General features: G+C 51.7%; 20 protein-coding genes, 1 rRNA gene and 1 riboswitch. Of the genes, 2 read left to right on the forward strand and 19 right to left on the reverse strand.

From position 1 onward, the window contains the following. Positions 1-93 precede the first annotated feature (93 nt). The 3 genes from IEW48_RS14400 to IEW48_RS14410 all read right to left on the reverse strand — a co-directional run bounded on the left by IEW48_RS14400 (position 94) and on the right by IEW48_RS14410 (position 2,053). Positions 94-459 (reverse strand): hypothetical protein, encoded by a 366-nt coding sequence (locus tag IEW48_RS14400; RefSeq protein ID WP_188624363.1) that lies wholly within the window; start codon positions 457-459, stop codon positions 94-96. A gap of 187 nt (positions 460-646) precedes the next feature. Continuing rightward, on the reverse strand, positions 647-835 hold the full coding sequence (locus tag IEW48_RS14405; RefSeq protein WP_188624364.1) for a hypothetical protein: 189 nt from the start codon (positions 833-835) through the stop codon (positions 647-649). A gap of 48 nt (positions 836-883) precedes the next feature. Continuing rightward, the gene (locus IEW48_RS14410) at positions 884-2,053 is read right to left on the reverse strand and encodes a flagellin N-terminal helical domain-containing protein (RefSeq protein ID WP_188624365.1); all 1,170 of its coding nucleotides are present in this window, start codon (positions 2,051-2,053) and stop codon (positions 884-886) included. 236 nt (positions 2,054-2,289) lie between these two features. Here IEW48_RS14410 and IEW48_RS14420 point away from each other — a divergent pair, with 236 nt between their 5' ends. Then, positions 2,290-2,709, forward strand: a complete 420-nt coding sequence (locus tag IEW48_RS14420; protein ID WP_188624382.1) for a Na-translocating system protein MpsC family protein — start codon at positions 2,290-2,292, stop codon at positions 2,707-2,709. Positions 2,710-2,907: 198 nt separating this feature from the next. After that, positions 2,908-3,921 carry a sodium-dependent bicarbonate transport family permease gene (locus IEW48_RS14425; RefSeq protein ID WP_188624366.1) on the forward strand — a complete coding sequence of 338 codons (1,014 nt, stop codon included), beginning with the start codon at positions 2,908-2,910 and terminating at the stop codon, positions 3,919-3,921. Between the two features lie 155 nt (positions 3,922-4,076). Here IEW48_RS14425 and purD read toward each other — a convergent pair whose 3' ends face one another. The 16 genes from purD to rrf all read right to left on the reverse strand — a co-directional run bounded on the left by purD (position 4,077) and on the right by rrf (position 19,961). Then, entirely contained in the window at positions 4,077-5,363 is a 1,287-nt protein-coding gene (gene purD / locus IEW48_RS14430) for a phosphoribosylamine--glycine ligase (RefSeq protein ID WP_188624367.1), read from the reverse strand. A 44-nt stretch (positions 5,364-5,407) separates the two neighbouring features. Then, positions 5,408-6,955, reverse strand: coding sequence for a bifunctional phosphoribosylaminoimidazolecarboxamide formyltransferase/IMP cyclohydrolase (gene purH / locus IEW48_RS14435; protein ID WP_188624368.1), 1,548 nt, complete (start codon positions 6,953-6,955; stop codon positions 5,408-5,410). Next, positions 6,925-7,557: a phosphoribosylglycinamide formyltransferase gene (gene purN / locus IEW48_RS14440; RefSeq protein WP_188624369.1), complete on the reverse strand. Its 633-nt coding sequence runs from the start codon at positions 7,555-7,557 to the stop codon at positions 6,925-6,927. The genes purH and purN overlap by 31 nt, the downstream gene beginning before the upstream one ends. Continuing rightward, a complete protein-coding gene (gene purM, locus IEW48_RS14445; protein WP_188624370.1) occupies positions 7,547-8,596 on the reverse strand; it encodes a phosphoribosylformylglycinamidine cyclo-ligase in 1,050 nt (349 codons plus the stop codon). Before purM ends, purN begins: the two co-directional genes overlap by 11 nt. A 42-nt stretch (positions 8,597-8,638) precedes the next feature. Next, the gene (purF, locus tag IEW48_RS14450) at positions 8,639-10,060 is read right to left on the reverse strand and encodes an amidophosphoribosyltransferase (protein WP_371874891.1); all 1,422 of its coding nucleotides are present in this window, start codon (positions 10,058-10,060) and stop codon (positions 8,639-8,641) included. Next, positions 10,042-12,300 (reverse strand): phosphoribosylformylglycinamidine synthase subunit PurL, encoded by a 2,259-nt coding sequence (gene purL, locus IEW48_RS14455; protein WP_188624371.1) that lies wholly within the window; start codon positions 12,298-12,300, stop codon positions 10,042-10,044. The genes purF and purL overlap by 19 nt, the downstream gene beginning before the upstream one ends. Next, positions 12,287-12,967 (reverse strand): phosphoribosylformylglycinamidine synthase subunit PurQ, encoded by a 681-nt coding sequence (purQ, locus tag IEW48_RS14460; RefSeq protein ID WP_188624372.1) that lies wholly within the window; start codon positions 12,965-12,967, stop codon positions 12,287-12,289. The genes purL and purQ overlap by 14 nt, the downstream gene beginning before the upstream one ends. 2 nt (positions 12,968-12,969) lie before the next feature. Continuing rightward, positions 12,970-13,233, reverse strand: coding sequence for a phosphoribosylformylglycinamidine synthase subunit PurS (gene purS, locus IEW48_RS14465; RefSeq protein ID WP_188624373.1), 264 nt, complete (start codon positions 13,231-13,233; stop codon positions 12,970-12,972). Then, a complete protein-coding gene (gene purC / locus IEW48_RS14470; RefSeq protein ID WP_229704066.1) occupies positions 13,226-13,960 on the reverse strand; it encodes a phosphoribosylaminoimidazolesuccinocarboxamide synthase in 735 nt (244 codons plus the stop codon). The genes purS and purC overlap by 8 nt, the downstream gene beginning before the upstream one ends. A gap of 66 nt (positions 13,961-14,026) precedes the next feature. Continuing rightward, complete coding sequence (purB, locus tag IEW48_RS14475) at positions 14,027-15,322, reverse strand: adenylosuccinate lyase (protein ID WP_188624375.1); 1,296 nt, start codon at positions 15,320-15,322, stop codon at positions 14,027-14,029. Beyond that, positions 15,319-16,497, reverse strand: coding sequence for a 5-(carboxyamino)imidazole ribonucleotide synthase (purK, locus tag IEW48_RS14480; RefSeq protein WP_188624376.1), 1,179 nt, complete (start codon positions 16,495-16,497; stop codon positions 15,319-15,321). The genes purB and purK overlap by 4 nt, the downstream gene beginning before the upstream one ends. Further along, positions 16,490-16,987, reverse strand: coding sequence for a 5-(carboxyamino)imidazole ribonucleotide mutase (purE, locus tag IEW48_RS14485; protein ID WP_188624377.1), 498 nt, complete (start codon positions 16,985-16,987; stop codon positions 16,490-16,492). Before purE ends, purK begins: the two co-directional genes overlap by 8 nt. A gap of 305 nt (positions 16,988-17,292) precedes the next feature. After that, positions 17,293-17,395, reverse strand: a riboswitch (purine riboswitch). Positions 17,396-17,475: 80 nt separating this feature from the next. Continuing rightward, on the reverse strand, positions 17,476-18,180 hold the full coding sequence (locus IEW48_RS14490) for a DUF2179 domain-containing protein (RefSeq protein WP_188624378.1): 705 nt from the start codon (positions 18,178-18,180) through the stop codon (positions 17,476-17,478). 84 nt (positions 18,181-18,264) lie between these two features. After that, positions 18,265-19,026 (reverse strand): TrmH family RNA methyltransferase, encoded by a 762-nt coding sequence (locus IEW48_RS14495; RefSeq protein ID WP_188624379.1) that lies wholly within the window; start codon positions 19,024-19,026, stop codon positions 18,265-18,267. A 24-nt stretch (positions 19,027-19,050) separates the two neighbouring features. Further along, positions 19,051-19,725, reverse strand: a complete 675-nt coding sequence (locus tag IEW48_RS14500; RefSeq protein ID WP_188624380.1) for a uracil-DNA glycosylase — start codon at positions 19,723-19,725, stop codon at positions 19,051-19,053. A gap of 119 nt (positions 19,726-19,844) precedes the next feature. Then, a 5S ribosomal RNA gene (gene rrf / locus IEW48_RS14505) occupies positions 19,845-19,961 on the reverse strand. Positions 19,962-19,998: the final 37 nt, after the last annotated feature.

Consider the following 19,998-nt stretch of genomic DNA (forward strand, 5'->3'; position numbering starts at 1 on the left):
CCCAGTCTGCCAGTTCCTCGTCGCCCTTTAACAATCGCGGCCAGGAAGTGAATTCTCCTCCCTGGATCACCAGCGGATGAGCCAGCCATTTTTTTACACTTTCTTCCGAAAAGCGTGCTTCATGGCGATCCGTCCCCGTTTGACCGTCAAACCGGGCCCACCATAGCCACAGATGCTGCCCGCGCATTGAAATGGATGGGCATGGGGTTCAATATACCCCGGCACAAGGACCTGCTCCTCGTCCAGCTCAATGATCATGGTTTGGCCGTCTACCAGCGGTTCTTGATCACCCACATAGGCGATGCGCTCTCCGGCCAGGTAAATATGGCCTTTTTCCACCTGGCCTGTATAGACGTTTAAATAACAGACATCCTTAAACCAGGCCGTGGCCGGTTCTTTCCGCAGGGAAACATTCAACAGCCGGCGATAGGTTTTGGCTGACATGGGTCTGATACTCATATTATTCCTCCGTTTACATGATCATCGTCAAGGACGCATACCGGATACGCATACCGGACATGATCCTTTCTTTAACCAGCATCCGCTCTTTATGGTACTACTTTAACATATTAAAGCCCGCTGGAACAATATTTTTGTCTTTACCTAACCTTCTCAAGATGTGCTTGCCAAGCATACCATTGTTTTTCTACCTGGACAACAATGCCATCCCAATCTCGATGACTCCGTTTGCCAACGGAGACGGCTGCCCATAGCAATTCTGGCCAATACAGATCACGAAGGCAATGATTTCCAGAATGTCTGCCACAATCAATGGCCTGATACGCCAGTTCCAATTCCATTCGTCCTTTCTGCCATATTCATTAATCAAAACCATATTGAAAAAGTGGCCATCATCAACGGATGGCCACTTGGTTTGTTATTATTATCCAAGCAGTTGCAATACGGATTGAGGCAGTTGATTGGCTTGGGCCAGCATCGCTTGAGACGCTTGAGACAGGATGTTGGCACGGGTAAACTCCATGATCTCACGGGCCATGTCGACATCGCGAATACGAGATTCTGCCGCTTGCAAGTTCTCAGCAGAAGTACCGAGGTTGTTGATGGTGTGTTCTAAGCGGTTTTGAACAGCGCCGAGTTTAGAGCGTTCAGCAGATACTCTTTCAATAGCATTATTGATAATAGTGATTGCTTTGTTTGCAGATTCTGTATCAGAAACAGAGATGGCTTCAACATTTAACGCATTAGCAGACATGTCTGTTAAAGAAAGTTTAATGTTTTGATCTTGGTTTGCACCGATGTGGAAACTTAAACGCTTATCTTCGACAGTGAATGTATCTGCTGTTGATGGATTGCCAGCTCCATTACCCTGTGTAGAAGCGACTCCACGATTAACGGTAACGGAGAATGTTGCACCACCCACAGTTACCTCTTTTGTTAAAATACCATACGTAATGTCGTCTGCTGAAAATTCTACATCTCTTTTCTCATTATTAAATTCAACAGTAAATGTTATTTTTTGAAAGGCACCATCGTTTGCATTAGAGGTAGATTCAGCTGCATAATCTACTTTCTGTGAGAGGCTAACAGTTGAATTCGAAGAAAGTTCACCATCAACAAAACGAAAATGAGTAGCGTGATTAGCGTTATTAGTGTTTCTAACTAATTTAAAAGTGAGATCGCCATTGAGTAATGTCTTGGTGTTAAATTCAGTATTAGCTGAAATACGGTTCAATTCATCAATTAATTGGTTCACTTCTTTTTGCAGCTCTTTCCGGTCAGCTTCAGTGTTGGTGTCGTTGGCAGCCTGAACGGCCAGCTCCCGCATACGCTGCAGAATGGCATGGGTTTCTTGCAGAGCCCCCTCAGCGGTCTGAATCAGGGAGATGCCATCCTGAGCATTCCGCATAGCCTGGTTCAATCCCCGGATTTGAGCGCGCATTTTTTCAGAGATGGCCAGCCCTGCGGCGTCATCTCCAGCCCGGTTAATGCGCAGACCGGAAGACAACTTTTCCATTGCTTTTTGAGCAGCTAAGTTATTTGCCGCTAGCATGCGATGTGTGTTTAACGCAGGGATGTTGTTGTTGATAATCATTTCCTATCAACCTCCGTGTAATTTTTTTTGGAGTCACGTCCTTTCGACTCCTGATGTATTTTTCACCCCCGTTGGGGAGAAAAACCTTTTGTGTAGCTTTCGATGAAGAGCTGTTGTCTCTCTTTAAGGTTGTCTGGCTCCTGATATATTTCTGTTCTTATAACCGGGATCTCTTTAGGTGCATCAATGGCCAGACGAAGNCCATATTGACAAAAATTCTGTTTCCTGCTATGATTATGGACAATTGCAAAGCGGGGAGTGAAAACAGATTGGGTTCCGGTGCAACCAAGGGCAGCGTGGAAGATCAGATCAGCCGCGCCTTAACAAGATGGGAAAAGGAATACCTCGGCAGGGGCTCAATCCTGGTCAAGACAGATATTCTGCGCAATATGATTATTGTCACCCTCAAAGGGGTCCTGACACCAGCCGAACACAAGTTGGCTCAGACCCACGAAGGGCTCTTATCCGTCAAAAAAATCCGTTCAGATCTGATTGAATCTGGACGTCATGAACTGGAAAGGATTGTCAAGGAGATCACCGGAGAAGACGTGGTCAGCTTCCATACCGATGTCAGCACGCGCACGGGTGAGCGGATCATGGTCTTTGTGCTTGGTGATAACCTTGAAAAGAAACTGTTAAACGGTGAGAAGCTTTAATGACCAATGCACAATTGAACATCCATGCGGTTGATCTTCAAAGACCGGTTCACCCGGGGGTTGAAGATAAGCCGGCCATGTTGCCGTTCACATTGCGGAACATAGCCGGCTTTTTATTTTGGGTCGCAGCGACCAGCTGGATATATGCTGGCCAACCAAGAGAGAGACCATATAAGCGGATGGAGAGGAGAGATGACGATGACAGATATTGTCCTGTCCAATCTGTTATCGCCTGCTGTGCTGTTTTTTGCCTTGGGGCTTGTGGCAGCCTTGTTTAAGTCTGACTTGCGCTTTCCCTCTGGGCTTAGTGAAGCGTTAAGCATCTACTTGCTGCTCGCAATCGGCTTAAAAGGCGGACTGGCCTTGTCTCATTATACTTTGGACCAACTGTCTGCCGTTTTGCTGGCCACCCTGTCTTTAGGGATCATTATTCCCATCGCCACCTATTTGATCTGTGCGGCGTTCAAAGTGGACAGACATAATGCCATTGGCTTAGCTGCCACTTACGGTTCAGTCAGTATTGTCACCTACGGTGCTGCCCTTAATTACCTCCATCATGAACATGTTTATTATGAGCCCTATATGAATGCGATGGTGGTCTTGTTAGAAAGCCCGGCTATTCTTGTCTCTTTGTTCATGCTGCGCTGGATGGAGCACAAGCAAAACAACACGGCCACGTACCAGACACCCATGGGGACAACCGCCTCCTCGATGAGGCCATTCTGGCCAGATCCGGCTGTCATCAAAGAAAGCCTACTCGGCAAAAGTGTGTTGCTCATGATGGGCGGCCTCGCCATCGGCTGGCTGGGAGGAGAACGGTTTTATCCTGTTATAGAGCCCTTGTTTATTCACTTGTATGACAGTGTGCTGATCCTGTTTATGTTAAACATGGGGCTTTTGGCTGGTGAGCGTCTGCCTGAACTGCGCGCTTTTGGCTATAAGTTACCCCTGTTCGGTATCATCTTCCCCTTGTTGTATGGGCCTGTTGGGGTTGTGCTGGGCAAATGGGCAGGCTTGTCAACCGGTGGCATGATGCTCATGGGCGTCTTGGCCGCCAGCGCATCCTATATTGCTGCACCGGCGGCTTTGAGGAGTTCAGTGCCGGAGGCCAACCCTTCGGTGTACCTGGGTTTGGCTTTGGGCATCACCTTCCCGCTTAACCTGATCATTGGTTTACCCTTCTATTATTACCTGGCCGTCATGCTATCCTAGACGCTGGCCAAAAAAGCAAGGCGCGTGCCTACGCATGCGTGGTCTGGCTCTGTCTGTTCAGTTCATAAACCTTAAGTTTGCCGTAAACCAATTCCAACAGGGGGGTTGCCAGGCCATGCTTGCGGGCCAGTTGAATAATCCCCATGGATTAACGTTTATTCGCTATGATCTGACTTGTCCAATGCTTTCTGGCCAATATCTTTCCTGTAATGCATCCCGTCAAATGAAAGGGTTGTGAGGACATGATACGCTTTATCCCGGGCAGAGGCAATATCCTGTCCCAAGGCGGTGACGCTTAACACCCGCCCGCCGCTGGTGGCCAAATGCTCCCCTTCTTCTCTGGTACCGGCGTGGAAAATCATGACGTCCTGCTCATCAAGCCATTCTTCCGTGCCGGTGATCACCCGGCCAGTAGGATAAGAACCCGGGTATCCTTCCGATGCGGCCACAACGGTGACAGCAGCGCTGTCGTCCCAGGCGAGCTCAAGCTGGTCCAAGCGGTGATGATAAATGGCCTCGATAATATCCATCAGATCCGTCTTTAAGCGGGGCAGAACCACTTGTGTCTCCGGGTCACCCAAGCGGACATTAAACTCAATCACTTTGGGACCCTCAGCCGTGATCATCAATCCGGCATAGAGCACGCCCTGAAAGGGACGGCCTTCCTCTACCAAGGCTTTGGCGACCGGCTTCAGAATCGTTTCCACCGCTTGATTAATCTGGTGATCAGGAATGTGTGGCACGGGAGAATAGGCGCCCATGCCTCCCGTGTTCGGGCCTTTGTCCCCGTCAAAAACAGGTTTGTGGTCCTGGGCAGCCACCATGGGCACCACCACTTCCCCATCTACAAAAGCCATCAAGGACAATTCTTCTCCCTCGAGGTACTCCTCTATCACCACTTTGGTGCCGGCCTCGCCAAACCTTTTGCCGGCCATCATCTCCTTTACCGCTTGTTTGGCTTCTTTAATGGTCCGGGCGACGACGACACCCTTTCCGGCCGCCAGTCCGTCTGCTTTGACAACAATAGGAGCTTGTTGCTGATCCAAATAGTTGAGCGCCTCATCCAGGTCCGTAAACGTCGCATAGGCACCGGTTGGAATCCCGTACTTCTGCATCAGATCCTTAGCAAAGGATTTGCTGCCTTCAATCAGGGCAGCTGCCCGAGTGGGCCCAAAGATGCGTAATCCCTGCCGGTGAAAAGCGTCCACAATTCCGTCCAGCAAGGGATTTTCCGGTCCGACAATGGTATAGTCGATGCCTTCCTCTTTGACGAAATGGATCAGCTCTTGGACATCGGTCTCCTTGTAGGGGATATTTTCGGCCACCTGGGCCGTTCCCCCGTTGCCAGGTGCACAGTACACCTCACACACCCGGGAACTTTGTTTCAGCTTCCACACCAAAGCATGTTCGCGTCCTCCCTGCCCGATCACCAGGACTTTCATCCGACGACTCCCTCCTTAAAAATCTCCTCCAAAAGGATACTCCTTTAGTGTTTGAAATGGCGCATGCCAGTAAAAACCATGGCGATGCCATGCTTGTTTGCTTCCTGGATGGACTCTTCGTCCCGGATCGAACCGCCGGGCTGGATAATGGCTGTAATGCCTGCTTTGGCCGCCTCTTCCACTGTGTCCTTCATCGGGAAAAAGGCATCGGAAGCCATAACAGCCCCCTGTGCTTTGTCACCTGCCTGCTCAATGGCAATGCGGGCGGCGCCGACACGGTTCATCTGACCGGCGCCGATACCGATTGTTTGCCGGTCTTTGGCCAGCACGATGGCGTTCGATTTGACATGTTTAACCACTTTCCAGGCAAAGAGCAGCTGCTCCCATTCCGCTTCACTGGGCGGCCGTTCCGTCACCACTTTAATCTCCTGTCTGCAAACATCCTGTACATCATCCTCCTGGACCAAGAGCCCGCCTGCAACGGATTGATAGCGGAATGGAACCCGGTTAATCTGGGTTGCCCGGCCCACTTTGAGCAGGCGCAAGTTTTTCTTCTGGGTCAAGATCTCCAGCGCTTGGGATGTAAAGTCAGGGGCAAGCACAATTTCCAAAAACGTCTCAGCCATTTGACGGGCTGTCTGTTCGTCAATGGGGCGGTTGGCGGCCACAATGCCCCCAAAAATAGATACGGGATCAGCCTCATATGCCTTTTGATAGGCCTGGGCAATATCATCGCCAATAGCCACCCCGCACGGATTGGTATGTTTGACAGCCACCACGGCAGGCCGTTCAAATTCTTTCACTAACCCCAAGGCGGCATCAGCATCGTTAATGTTGTTGTACGAAAGAGCCTTGCCGTGCAGCTGCTCAGCTTGGGCAATGCCTGACTCTGCCAAGGGCTGCCGGTAAAAAGCTGCTTGCTGATGGGGATTTTCGCCGTAACGTAAATCTTGCACCTTTTCAAACGTGATCGTCAGTTTCTCCGGGGTCCGTTCGTCCACCTGATTGGACAGGTATTCCGCAATCAAGGCATCATATGCAGCCGTGTGGCGGAAAGCCTTGGCGGCCAGGCGCCGGCGAGTCTGTTCGGTGATCCCGCCGTTTGCATCAAGCTGACGGATGATTTCCTCATAGTCTTCATGGTCCACCACCACGGTGACATAGGCGTGATTTTTGGCTGCAGCCCTCACCATGGAAGGGCCGCCGATATCAATGTTCTCAATCGCCTCTTCAAAGGTCACATCCGGTTTGGCTATGGTCTGGGCAAAGGGATACAAATTCACGACCACCAAATCAATGGGTTGAATGCCATGTTCCTTGAGCTGAGCCAAATGGGACTCGTTATCCCTTACAGCCAAAAGGCCGCTGTGAATGCGGGGGTGGAGCGTTTTGACGCGACCGTCCAAAATCTCAGGAAATCCGGTCACAGCCGAGATGGGGGTCACATTAATTCCCGCTTCACTTAACAGACGGGCAGTGCCACCTGTGGAAATAATCTCGATGCCCCGCTTGACAAGGGCCTGGGCAAAGGGCACCAGACCTGTTTTATCGGAGACGCTGATCAACGCACGTTGAATGGTTGTTTGCGCCATTTCACCTTTCCTCCTTCCAGCACCACCTGTTCAGTTACACAGGCTTTCACAATTTCCGGATAAACTTGATGCTCCACTTGCTGTATTTTGGCCGTTAATGTTTGACGCGTTTCATCAGGATCAAGGGCCACTGCCTGCTGATAAATGATAGGCCCGGTATCCATGCCTTCATCGACAAAATGAATGGTAATGCCGCTGATGCGCACCCCGTGTTCCAGGGCCTGGCCAATGGCATCTTTACCTGGAAAAGCGGGGAGCAAAGAAGGATGGAGATTGACAATCCGCCCTTCATACGGGGCCAGCAGCGTGGGGCCCAACAGGCGCATGTAGCCGGCCAAAACAATAAAATCAATCTGATGTTTTTGGAGCACTTCCAGTATGGCCAGCTCATAGGCGGTTTTGTCAGGATAGTGTCGGGACGGACAGACAAAGGTGGGCACTTTCCACTCTTTGGCCCTGGTCAGCACAAAAGCACCGGGGTTGTTGCACACCAAAAGTGACACATGCCCGTCCTCAAAGCCTGTCTCTTGCCAATTGGCCAGAATAGCTTCAAAATTGGAGCCGTTGCCTGAGGCAAACACAGCCACCCGTTTAGCTCCCATGGTGACCGCCTCCAATATAAACCTCTTGTCTCCCGGTTATGATGCGGCCGATCACATAAGCCTCTTCTCCCATATCCTTCAATGTTTTCAGCACGTCTTCCGTTTCTTCTGGCGAAACAGCCAGTACCAACCCGATGCCCATGTTAAAGGTGTTGAACATATCTTCTTCCGTCAGCTGACCGGCCTCTTGCAACCAGCGAAACACAGGCAACACAGGCCAGCTGCCCTTTTCAATGACGGCAGCGCACGCCGGAGGGAGCATGCGCGGAATATTTTCAATCATGCCCCCGCCGGTGATGTGGGCCATGCCTTTTATGGTAAACTGTTTGAGCAAGGCCAAGACCGGCTGGACATAAATGCGCGTCGGGGTAAGCAGGACCTCGCCTATGGTGCGTCCTGAATCGACGCTGTCCACCACCGTCGTTAACTTCAGCCCTGTTTGGGACATCATTTTCCGCACCAGGGAAAACCCGTTAGAGTGCACCCCGCTGGACGGAAGACCGATCAACATGTCACCAGGAGTGATGCGCTGGCCGGTAATTAATTGTTCTTTTTCTACGATCCCCACGCTAAACCCTGCCAGGTCATACTCTCCTGGGGGGTAAAAACCAGGCATTTCAGCCGTCTCTCCGCCAATTAGCGCACAGCCGGCCTGTAAACACCCATCCGCTATCCCCTTGACGACCGCTGCCACCTGGGACGGGTCAAGGCGTCCACTGGCCAAGTAATCCAGGAAAAACAGGGGTTCAGCACCCTGCACAACGATATCATTGACACACATGGCCACCAGGTCAATGCCCACTGTATCATGCCGCTCAAGCTCAAAGGCCAGCTTCAGCTTGGTGCCCACACCGTCTGTCCCGGACACCAGCACCGGTTGTTGATACCGCTCCCAGGGCAGTTCAAACAGGCCGCCAAAACCTCCCAGGCTGCCCAACACGCCTGGGCGCCTGGTCCTCTCCACATGCCGTTTGATCCGCTCGACTGCTTCATAGCCTGCTTGAAGATCAACTCCAGCTTCCCGGTAAGCTTTGCTCATCTTGTGTCACGTCCTTTTTTAAGCCTCATGATTTTTTAAGCCTCATGATTTTAACACCGTCTCGTGCTCGTCCGTATAGATTTCCGTTGGATACCGTCCTGTAAAACAAGCCAAACAATGGCCCCGGTTGGGCACTGCATCAGAGCGGCCAATGGCCTCCAGCATGCCTTCAATGCTTAAAAAGGCCAGGGAATCGGCACCGATCACTTCCCGGATTTCCTCCACCGGGTGTTTGGCCGCAATCAACTCTTCCCGGGAAGAGGTATCAATGCCGTAATAACAAGGGTGAATGACCGGCGGAGAACTGATGCGCACATGCACCTCCGTGGCGCCAGCTTCCCGCAGCATGTTGACGATGCGGCTGGAGGTGGTGCCCCGTACAATGGAATCATCAATCATGACCACCCGCTTTCCTTCCACCACTTTGCGCACGGCACTCAGCTTCATGCGCACGCCTTGGGCCCTGAGCGCCTGCGTGGGCTGAATAAACGTTCTCCCCACATAGCGGTTTTTAATCAAGCCCAGTTCATAGGGAATCCCTGTCGCTTCCGCATAACCGATAGCAGCCGAGATGCTGGAATCGGGCACTCCTGTCACCACATCAGCTTCCACTGGTGCCTCTTCAGCCAGTTTTTTGCCCAACTGCTTGCGGCACAAGTGGACGTTAATGCCGTCAATGTTGCTGTCCGGACGGGCAAAATAGATATATTCAAAACTGCAGATGGTCCGCTGCGTTTGGTTGGTCAACCTTTCTGTACGCAGACCGTTCTGATCAATTACAAGCAGTTCACCGGGTTCCACCTCACGCAGGTACGCAGCACCAATCACGTCAAAGGCACACGTTTCTGAAGACAGGACATAACCGTCACCCAATGTCCCTAAAGACAAGGGGCGCAAGCCGTTGGGATCCAGCGCAGCCAACAGTTTGTCTTTGGTCATGAGCAAGAGGGCATAAGCCCCTTTGATCATGCTTAAAGCTTCCTTGACAGCCAGTTCAATTTCGTCATACGCAGAGCGGGCGATCAGATGGGCAATCACTTCCGTATCGCTTGTCGTTTGGAAAATGGAGCCCTGCCGTTCCAGGTAACGCTTGATCTGACCGGCATTAACCAAATTGCCGTTATGGGCCAGCGCCATGATGTCTGACCGGTAATTGAACACAAGGGGCTGGGCGTTTTCTATGCGGCTGTCACCGGAAGTCGTATAGCGCACATGGCCAATGGCCCGGTCGCCTTGCAACTGGCTTAAGCGGTCATTGGAAAACACATCCGTGACCAGTCCCATCCCCTTGTGATGCAGCAATTTGCGTCCGTCGGAAACAACGATACCTGCACTTTCCTGCCCCCGGTGTTGCAGGGCGTGCAAACCGTAATAGGCGAGTTCCGGGGCATGGGCATGTCCGTAGATGCCAAACACGCCGCATTCTTCATTCAATTTATCCAGCATCAAATCGTCATAACACATGGGATAGACTCCTTCCATGACTGAGCCAAATCATCCAGAGCAGCGGAAATGACCGGCTCGCCGTTAATGGTGACGGCCAATTTGGGATGTCCGGTGACACGGCCAATCACCTGGGCTTTAACGCTGCGTTGGGTTGCCATTTTCAACAACGGTTGAACATGGTCCTCCGGCAGGCTGACCAATATGCGGGACTGGGATTCGGCAAATAACATTGCCGTGGGGGTTAATTTTGTGTCAATGAACAGCTCTGCCCCCTGCTTTCCGCTCAAACACGATTCAGTGACAGCCACCGCCAGGCCGCCTTCAGACAGATCATGGGCAGAGGAGAGCCAGCCTTGGCGAATGGCGTCCAGGACTACCTGCTGCACTGCCTGCTCCTGATCAAGATCAAGGTGCGGCGGACGGCCGCTGATCTTGCCTCTGACCAATTTCTGCAGTTCACTGCCTCCAAACTCAGCTCTGGTTTCACCCAAGAGGACGATGGCATCCCCTTCCTGTTTAAAGCCTTGGGTGGTGATATGTCCCAGATTCTCAACAAGCCCGACCATACCGACCATGGGCGTTGGGTAGATGGCCTGGCCGCCCGATTCATTGTACAAGCTGACATTGCCAGAAACGACAGGTGTGTCCAGCTTGCGGCAGGCTTCACTCATCCCCTCGACAGCCTGCTCCAGCTGCCAGAAGATTTCCGGATCTTCCGGATTGCCAAAATTGAGACAATCGGTTAAAGCGAGCGGTTTCCCGCCGGAACAGACAATGTTGCGGGCCGCTTCGGCCACCGCAATAGCGCCGCCCACTTTGGGGTCCAGGTAGATGTAACGGGAGTTGCAATCGGTCGTAAGCGCCAGTGCTTTGTTTGTGCCCCGAATGCGCACGACCGCTGCATCAGAACCTGGACTGACCACCGTGTTGGTACGGACCATATGATCATACTGGCTGTACACCCATTCCTTGCTGGCAATGGTGGGAGAAGCAAGCAGCCGGTGCAAGGTTTCGGTATAATCCTCAACCTCAATCTGGTCCGGCTCCATTGCTTGAAACCGCCGATAATACTCAGGCATCTGGGAGGGGACATGGTAAACCGGAGCGTCGCTGGCTAAACTGTCGACCGGAACATCTGCTTTCACTTCCCCTTGGTGGAGCACCCGCAAACGGCGGTCAGCGGTGACACGGCCCACGACAGCACAATGAACCCCCCATTTGGCACAAATGGCCTTAACCTCCTGTTCACGGTCCGGCTCCACCACGAGCAGCATGCGTTCCTGTGATTCGGAGAGCATCATTTCATAGGCGCTCATACCAGGTTCCCGCTGGGGCACAAGATCCAGATTTAACTCGATACCGGTTCCTGCCTTAGAGGCCATCTCCGCACTGGAAGAGGTAAGGCCGGCCGCACCCATGTCCTGAATGCCCACCACCAAACCGGATGTGATCAGCTCCAGGCAGGCTTCCAAGACCAGCTTCTCCATAAACGGATCACCCACTTGCACGGAAGGCCGCTTCGCTTCCGCATCCTCGCTCAGTTCTTCTGAGGCAAAGGTGGCCCCGTGAATCCCATCCCGGCCGGTGCTGGCCCCCACGTACATGACCAGATTGCCGATCCCTTTGGCCACCCCTTTGTGAATCTGTTCATGGTTGATCAACCCGACACACATGGCATTCACTAACGGGTTGCCTTCATAACTGGCGTCAAAGTAGACGTCACCGCCCACTGTCGGAATGCCCACACAGTTGCCGTAATCGGCAATGCCGGCCACCACTTGTTCAAACAGATATTTCACCCGCGGTGAGGACAGCTCGCCAAAACGGAGCGCATTTAAGAGGGCGATAGGGCGGGCACCCATGGAAAACACATCGCGAATAATGCCGCCTACCCCCGTCGCTGCCCCCTGGTAAGGTTCAATGGCCGAGGGATGATTGTGGGATTCCATCTTGAACACAACGGCTTGCCCGTCGCCAATGTCCACAATGCCTGCACCTTCTCCGGGCCCTTGCAGCACATGCTTCCCGGTGGTGGGAAACTTCTTCAGCACCGGCTTGGAGTGTTTGTAGCTGCAGTGTTCCGACCACATGACACTGAACAAACCGGTTTCTGTATAGTTGGGCCGCCGGTTCAGAATCTTCTTGATCCGTTGATACTCCTCATCGGTCAGTCCCATCTCCGCATAAAGGCGTTCCTGCTCAATCTGCTCGGGAGCAGGTTCCAAACTTTTGGTCTTAGTGTTTTCAAACGGTGACATGGCTTCCCCTCCAGGCCTGTAAAATGGATGTAAACAGACGCAAACCGTCCCTTGAGCCGAGCAAATCCTCAACCGCCCGCTCGGGATGGGGCATCATGCCCAGCACATTGCCTGCTTTGTTGATAATCCCCGCAATGTCGCCCACCGATCCGTTGGGATTCTCTTTGTAGCGGAAGACGATTTGGCGGTTTTGTTCAAGTTCGGCCAAGGTAGCTGGATCACAATAGTAATTGCCCTCACCATGGGCAATGGGAATAAAGATCACTTCCCCCTCCATGTAATGGGAGGTAAACGGTGTATCTGTATTAACCACTTCCAAAGGGGTATGAAAACAACGAAATTTAAGACTGTTGTTACGCCTCATCGCCCCTGGCAAAAGGCCGGCTTCCAGCAAAATCTGAAATCCATTGCACACCCCCAACACAAAAGTCCCCCGCTCTGCTGCTTCCTTGACTGCTTCCATCACCGGCGCAAAGCGGGCAATTGCCCCTCCCCGCAAATAATCGCCATAGGAGAAGCCCCCGGGGAGCAGGAGGGCATCATAGGCGGATAAATCAGTCTCTGTATGCCAGACGTACTCGACTTCTTCCTCCAGGATGTCCCTCACCGCATGGTACATATCCACGTCACAATTGGAGCCTGGAAAAACAATGACCGCAAACTTCATGTTTATCCCTCCACCGGCTCAAATTCTGCCTGTTCAATGCGGTACTCTTCGATCACCGGGTTGGCCAGCAGTTTGTCACACATGTGCTTAACCCGCTCCCGGGCCACATCAACACTTTCTGCTTCCAGATCCACTTCCATATATTTGCCAACCTTCACCTCTTGCACCTCTTGGTAGCCTAAGGCGTGCAACGACTTCTTGACCGCTTGCCCCTGGGGATCCAAGACCCCTTTTTTCAAGATGACAAAAATTTTAAATCTATACATTTTGCTCTCCCCCAACTCTGTTCAAAATTTCTTGATAGGCCTCCAACACCCCGCCCAAATCACGGCGAAAACGATCTTTATCCAGTTTCTCTTGGGTCTGGCTGTCCCACAAGCGGCACGTGTCCGGTGAAATTTCATCGGCCAGTAAAAGCTGGCCTTCAGCGGTCAGGCCAAATTCCAGTTTGAAATCGACCAGAATAAGGTCTCGTTCGGCAAAATAACGGCTCAACAGCCGGTTTACCTTCAGGGCCACGCTTTTCATCTGTCCCACCTGCTCCGGCCGGGCCAGACCCAGGACATCAATATGATCTTCATTAATCAGGGGATCACCCAGTTCATCCTTCTTGTAGTAAAATTCCACCACGGGACGGGAGAGCTTTCGCCCTTCCTCCAGTCCCAGACGCTTGGCCATGCTTCCTGCCGCCATGTTGCGCACCACCACTTCCACTGGCAAGATGGACACTTGGCGCACCAGTTGTTCATGGTCTGATAACAGTCGTTCAAAGTGGTTGGCTACCCCTTGGCGGGTCAGGTAAGTAAACAGGGCCGCACTGATCAGGTTGTTCAGTCTGCCCTTGCCTCTTATCGTCCCTTTCTTCTTCCCGTTGAAAGCGGTGGCATCATCCTTATATTCCACCCATAACCGCTTGGGGTCACCCGTGGTATAAACCTTTTTGGCCTTCCCTTCGTATAACAGACCTTCCTTGTGGACACCTTGCTGGTTCACGCTGCCCCGCTCCTTCCCTTGTGATTGCATCCAACGTTTCTGCCGGTTTCCCTCCGCTGTTGAACATTAATCGAGGCCAACCCGCTTAAAGATCAAATCCACATGTTTGAGGTGGTACTCCGGATTGAAAATCTCATCCAGTTCTTCCTGTGTCAGTGTTTGGCGAATGGTCTCTTCCTCTTCCAGCAACGCTTTAAACGGCTGTTCTGTCTCCCAGGCCTGCATAGCCTTGGCTTGCACCAAATCATAGGCCTCTTCCCGCTTTAATCCTTTATTGATCAAGGTCAGTAAAACCCGCTGGGAATAGATCAAGCCAAATGTCCGTTCCATATTGCGTTTCATGTTCTCCGGAAAGACGGTCAGCGTTTCCACAATACGGGCAAAGCGGTTTAGCATATAGTCCAGCAAAATGGTCGCGTCAGGTAAAATAATCCGCTCCACTGAAGAATGGGAAATGTCCCGCTCATGCCATAATGGCACATTATCGTAGGCGGACTGCATATAACCACGCATCACCCGGGCCAGGCCAGTAATGTTTTCCGAACCAACCGGATTGCGCTTATGGGGCATGGCGGAGGACCCTTTTTGCCCCCGGCCAAAAAACTCTTCCACTTCCCGGGTCTCTGTCTTTTGCAGGCCGCGAATCTCCACAGCAAACTTTTCTAGAGAGGTCGCAATCAGAGCCAGCACGCTCAGGTAGTGGGCATGACGGTCCCGCTGCAACGTTTGGGTGGAAATGGGAGCCGGTTTGAGGCCCAGCTTGTCACATACATACTGCTCTACAAAGGGATCAATGTTGGCAAAGGTCCCGACCGCCCCGGACATTTTGCCCACAGCCACTTCTTCCGCTGCCCGCTCAAAACGGGCCAGGTTGCGCTTCATCTCTGCATACCACAAGGCCATCTTCAAACCGAACGTGGTTGGCTCGGCATGGACACCGTGGGTGCGCCCCATCATGACGGTATATTTATGTTCCAGAGCTTTGTTCTTCAACACGTTGATAAAATGCTCCAGGTCCTTGCGTAAAATGGCATTGGCCTGTTTGAGCAAATAAGACAAAGCCGTATCCACCACATCGGTAGAGGTGAGCCCATAGTGCACCCACTTGGACTCCGGCCCTAAAGTTTCAGCCACGGCACGGGTAAAGGCAACCACATCATGACGGGTTTCTTCTTCAATCTCCTTGATCCGCTGGACGTTAATGCGGGCCTTGTCGCGGATTTTTTGCACATCTTCCTTTGGAATATGCCCCAGCTCGGCCCATGCTTCACAAGCCAGTATCTCCACTTCCAGCCAAGCTTTAAATTTGTTTTCTTCTGTCCAAATACGTCCCATTTCTTCTCTGGTGTAACGCTCAATCATGATATTCCCTCCATGTTCCAGATCTTCAAACCTTTAATTTTGGCCAGCGCTTGTTCAAGATCATCAGCGCTGACGTTGAGATGGCCCATCTTGCGTTTCGGCGTGACCTCTTTCTTGCCGTACAGATGCAGTTTAAATGCCGGATCCAGCCTGGGCAGGGCCTCTAAAACAGGAGCAAGATGTTCCCCCAGAATATTAACCATCACCGTTGGCTGAAGGAGTTTGGTATCCCCCAGAGGGAGATTGCACACCGCCCGCACATGCTGTTCAAACTGAGAGGTGGGACAAGCCTGTTGGGTATAATGGCCTGAGTTATGGGGCCGGGGAGCCAATTCGTTAACCAGCAAGCGCCCATCCTCCAGCAAAAAAAGCTCAATGGCCAACAGGCCAACCAGCTGGAAAGCCTCCGCCAACTTCACGGCGATGGCTGCCGCTTCCTGCTTGATTTTTTTGCTGACCCTGGCCGGAGCAATACTTAAGTGCAAGATATTTTCCCGATGAATATTTTCGGCCACAGGAAACGTCCTCAACTCCCCTTGGGGATTGCGGGCCACAATGACGGACAACTCCTTGACAAAAGGCACGAATTGCTCCAGCACCCACTCCCGCTCTGAGATCCTCACCTGTCGTTCGGCCTTAGCCATGTCTTGCTCCGTGCGCAGGACAAACTGCCCTTTGCCATCATAGCCCCCTTCTGCCGTTTTTAACAGGGCCGGATACCCCAACCGGTCCAGCCCGGCATACAGATCATCCGCCGAACGGACTGGTACATAAGGGGCAACAGCCACACCGGCTGATTCAATGGCCGCTTTCTCCCTCAGCCTGTTCTGCGTCGAGTGGAGCAGGCGGTAACCCTGGGGCAAATAACTGTCCCTCTCCAACTCATGGGCCACACGGGCAGAGATATTTTCAAATTCATAAGTCAGCACATCCGCATCACGGGCCAGCTGCCGGGCTCCTTCAATGCTGTCAAAAGGAGCAACGATTTGCTTATCTGCCACCTGGCCGCAGGGGCTGTTTGCCGTGGGATCCAAAGTCACCACATGATAGCCCATCTCCCTGGCACTTAAGGCCAGCATGCGCCCCAGCTGACCGCCGCCTAAAATCCCGATCACGGCTGGAGGCCTGATCACTTTGGATTGTGTGACTGGCGAGATGGTGTGCTGCTCACTCATACTGGGCGAGGTCCGCTTCGGCCAGCACCTGCTGGCGAATAGCCTCTCGTCTCTCCTTTAGCTTGGCTTGAATGGACGGATATTTAATCCCCAGAATTCCGGCAGCAAGCAAGGCGCTGTTTCTGGCTCCGGCTTTGCCGATGGCCACGGTGGCTACCGGCACGCCACCCGGCATTTGCACGATGGACAAAAGAGAATCAAGGCCGTTCAGCGTTGATGTTTTCACCGGAACCCCGATCACCGGCAACTCGGTTTTGGAGGCAATCATGCCTGGTAAATGGGCCGCCCCGCCGGCACCAGCAATAATCACTTCCAATCCCCGGTCCTGCGCTTGCTCAGCATAACGAAACATCTCATCTGGCGTACGATGGGCGGAAACCACCCGCTTTTCATATGCAATCTCCAGCTCTTCCAAAATCATGCAGGCTTCCCTCATGGTTTCCCAATCGGACGTGCTGCCCATGATAACCCCCACGAGTGGTCTGTCCATGTTGACACCTCCGCTTGTGGTTGTGTCTCATCTCCCTACACGATGCACTTAAACGAGACACTGTTTGTTCCTTTTTACTTTTCCCTTCATAAAGCTTAAAGCCCAGACGGGTAGATTTCCTTCAAACTGAGAGAAACCTACCCGCCTGGGCTTTTATCCCTTCGGTGTCATATACCCGGCAGAAGTTCGGCAGGATACATGAACGTCCCTCCAGACAAAGCCAGGTATATCCGGATCGCTCGGACCATCAACTTGTTCCGGGAAAAAGGACAAGAAAAGCCATTTCCCCAGACAAGCCATGGAACCCTAGATCCGCTTTCCCTCGTAGTCCAAAGATTTACGGTCTTTTGGGTAGAGACGATCGAGCCATATTCCCGATCTTATACGAGGTTTGGTCATTATCCAATTGTTCATTGTCAAATTTTATGACAGTTTTTAGTTTAACAAAGGGAACAAAAAATGTCAATGAAAAACGAACATTTTTATCTTCATTTCTGATCAACATTCGCCTTTTGTTCTCCGTTCTGTTTTTTCTCTGCTCTTTCTTCCGCCTTAACGCTTTCTTCTCTCCCAATGGGCCTATAATCTCTTTCAGCACGAAGTTCCTCGATCACTTTTTCATCTACTCCGGGTAAGTTTTCTTCTTGCACAACGGCAAATGACTCTCCTTCTTGTTTGGCTTGTTTTTTCAAGCTTTTCACCCAGAATCCGCCCCGGAAGTGCTGAGGCTCATAAGAAATAATAAAGGCTTTATCATCATAGGCCAGAATGTGATTGTATAAATCCTGCTGGGCTTTGCGCCGGGTCAAAATTTCCATGACCAAACGCTTGCCGTCTCTGCCTTCACCAATCCAGGAAGTGACCCCGTAACCGGCTTCCCGCAAAATCTGGGGCAAAGGGGAGTTGTGGCAGTTGCTGATCACTTTAACCGTGACATACCCCAAAGCCATCTTTTCTTCTATTTTGCTGCCGGCCAGGACTCCCAGGGCAAAGCCAACCGCATAGGCGATCAAATTTTGAATCTCATTTAAGTTTTCCAACACCAGGCCCAAACCCACGACATAAATCAGCACTTCGATTGAGCTGATTGCTGAGGCCAGGTATTTCTGGCCTTTTAAGGTCAAAATCATACGGATCGTAAAGAAAGAGACATAAATGACATTGATCAGCAAAATGATCAGCACCATCACCATGGCTGAATCCTCCATGACCAAAAACTCTATGTAGGATACTGCTTTTCAGTGATTCTGTCAATCGGTTAAAACTGGTACGGAGTATCAGCCAAGCTCATCTTCCCCATTCTCATCCTCCACATCAAACAAACCGTCATGTTCAACCTGCTGACCGTTTACGCCCAGCATCCGTCTTATTCGTGCTGAAGAGGTGATCAGCCAGTGGTGAAACAGTTCCTTTTGCTCCTGGGGAGTTAGAAAATAGGCATCTCCCACAAGCTCCCGGGCCCGCTGGGTGGCCTGATGCAACGTAATCGCTGCCGCTACGGAAATATTCAAACTTTGCACAAAGCCATACATGGGAATGATAAAGTTGCCGTCAGCCATTTCCAGGGCTTCCTCCGTCACACCATCATGCTCGTTGCCAAACAAAAATACGGTGGGTTGGCTTAAATCCACTTCAGCCAGGGGAACGGCATCAGCACCCAAATGGCTGGCCAATACCTGGTAACCTCTCTCCTGCGCCGTTTTGATCGCTGCTTCAATGGTGGGTTGCCGCTCAATGGTTAACCACTTGTGCGCACTCTGAGTCACTTTCCGGTTGGGACTAAACGGTGCACGGCCCACCACAATGGAAACGTTTTGCACGCCAAAGGCATCGGCGGAACGGAGCACAGCTGCCTGATTATGCCCGTCGTCCACGGCTTCCAACAGCACAGCAATGTGGCGGGTGCGCTGCTTTAAAACCTCATACATCCGCTTCAGCCGCTCAGGCCTTAACGTTTTCCATACCAGATCATCTTTTTCGGTTAAAAATCCTTCACTGATCAGTTGCTTGACGATGTCCCCTTGCTGATATTCTCCCATACCATCGCCTCCTGTACGGTCATGCTAGATATTCTCGATCTGCCAGTCGATTTCTTCAACCCCTATTTCCTTCAGAAACTTGTTGGTCTTGGAAAACGGCCTGCTGCCAAAAAAGCCTCTGTTGGCCGAATACGGACTGGGATGGGGTGATTCAATCATGTAATGATGGGGAGAGGTAATCAGTTCTTTTTTGGCCTGGGCATTCCGTCCCCACAGGATAAACACGACGGGCTGCTCCCGTTCATTTAACGTTTGGATCACCTTGTCCGTAAATGTCTCCCATCCTTTTCCCCGGTGTGAATTAGGTTGGCCCTGACGGACGGTCAGCACAGTGTTGAGCAGCAACACCCCTTGCCTGGCCCACTTCTCCAAACAGCCGTTATTGGGAATATAGCAGCCTAAGTCATCATGCAACTCTTTAAAAATGTTTTGTAAAGAAGGCGGGGGCTGCACACCGGGCTGGACAGAGAAGCTGAGGCCGTGGGCTTGCCCTGGCCCATGATAGGGATCCTGCCCTAAAATCACCACTTTGGTTTCGGCATATGGCGTATAATGCAAGGCATTATAAATGTCGTACATATCAGGGTAAACCACTTGCGTGCGGTACTCATGGATCAAAAACTTCCTCAACCGCTGATAATACGGTTTTTCAAATTCCTGTTCCAACAACGGTGACCAGTCGTTTTTCAGAATCCCCATAAGCAACACCCTGTGTTCTCTGTGACATACTCCCACCACCTGCGCTAATGCTTAGAAGTGGGGGTCTTCTCGGAATTTTATGATAAAGCCTTCCGATTTTCAGCAAAAGAAAAAACCCTGCCTGGCAACGACCTACTCTCCCAGGGGCTTTCGCCCCAAGTACCATCGGCGCTGGAGGGCTTAACTTCCGTGTTCGGAATGGGAACGGGTGTGTCCCCTCCGCTATCGTCACCAGACAGAGTTTGAACATGATGGTGCTTGTTGCACCTTCAA

The sequence above is a fragment of the Caldalkalibacillus thermarum genome (genome assembly GCF_014644735.1).
In the GTDB taxonomy this organism is placed as follows: domain Bacteria; phylum Bacillota; class Bacilli; order Caldalkalibacillales; family Caldalkalibacillaceae; genus Caldalkalibacillus; species Caldalkalibacillus thermarum.

Excerpts from the sequence above, each read along its gene's own strand:
- purM (WP_188624370.1), bottom strand. The coding sequence starts at position 8,596 with ATGAGCAAAGCTTACCGGGAAGCTGGAGTTGATCTTCAAGCAGGCTAT.
- purS (WP_188624373.1), bottom strand. The coding sequence starts at position 13,233 with ATGTATAGATTTAAAATTTTTGTCATCTTGAAAAAAGGGGTCTTGGAT.
- purE (WP_188624377.1), bottom strand. The coding sequence starts at position 16,987 with ATGGACAGACCACTCGTGGGGGTTATCATGGGCAGCACGTCCGATTGG.
- IEW48_RS14495 (WP_188624379.1), bottom strand. The coding sequence starts at position 19,026 with ATGGGAGAATATCAGCAAGGGGACATCGTCAAGCAACTGATCAGTGAA.
- IEW48_RS14420 (WP_188624382.1), top strand. The coding sequence starts at position 2,290 with ATGGACAATTGCAAAGCGGGGAGTGAAAACAGATTGGGTTCCGGTGCA.
- purL (WP_188624371.1), bottom strand. The coding sequence starts at position 12,300 with ATGTCACCGTTTGAAAACACTAAGACCAAAAGTTTGGAACCTGCTCCC.
- IEW48_RS14405 (WP_188624364.1), bottom strand. The coding sequence starts at position 835 with ATGGTTTTGATTAATGAATATGGCAGAAAGGACGAATGGAATTGGAAC.
- purD (WP_188624367.1), bottom strand. The coding sequence starts at position 5,363 with ATGAAAGTCCTGGTGATCGGGCAGGGAGGACGCGAACATGCTTTGGTG.
- IEW48_RS14400 (WP_188624363.1), bottom strand. The coding sequence starts at position 459 with ATGAGTATCAGACCCATGTCAGCCAAAACCTATCGCCGGCTGTTGAAT.
- purK (WP_188624376.1), bottom strand. The coding sequence starts at position 16,497 with ATGAGTGAGCAGCACACCATCTCGCCAGTCACACAATCCAAAGTGATC.
- IEW48_RS14425 (WP_188624366.1), top strand. The coding sequence starts at position 2,908 with ATGACAGATATTGTCCTGTCCAATCTGTTATCGCCTGCTGTGCTGTTT.
- IEW48_RS14500 (WP_188624380.1), bottom strand. The coding sequence starts at position 19,725 with ATGGGGATTCTGAAAAACGACTGGTCACCGTTGTTGGAACAGGAATTT.
- purN (WP_188624369.1), bottom strand. The coding sequence starts at position 7,557 with ATGGGAGCTAAACGGGTGGCTGTGTTTGCCTCAGGCAACGGCTCCAAT.
- purQ (WP_188624372.1), bottom strand. The coding sequence starts at position 12,967 with ATGAAGTTTGCGGTCATTGTTTTTCCAGGCTCCAATTGTGACGTGGAT.
- purB (WP_188624375.1), bottom strand. The coding sequence starts at position 15,322 with ATGATTGAGCGTTACACCAGAGAAGAAATGGGACGTATTTGGACAGAA.
- purH (WP_188624368.1), bottom strand. The coding sequence starts at position 6,955 with ATGGCGCAAACAACCATTCAACGTGCGTTGATCAGCGTCTCCGATAAA.
- IEW48_RS14490 (WP_188624378.1), bottom strand. The coding sequence starts at position 18,180 with ATGGTGATGGTGCTGATCATTTTGCTGATCAATGTCATTTATGTCTCT.
- IEW48_RS14410 (WP_188624365.1), bottom strand. The coding sequence starts at position 2,053 with ATGATTATCAACAACAACATCCCTGCGTTAAACACACATCGCATGCTA.
- purF (WP_371874891.1), bottom strand. The coding sequence starts at position 10,060 with ATGTGTTATGACGATTTGATGCTGGATAAATTGAATGAAGAATGCGGC.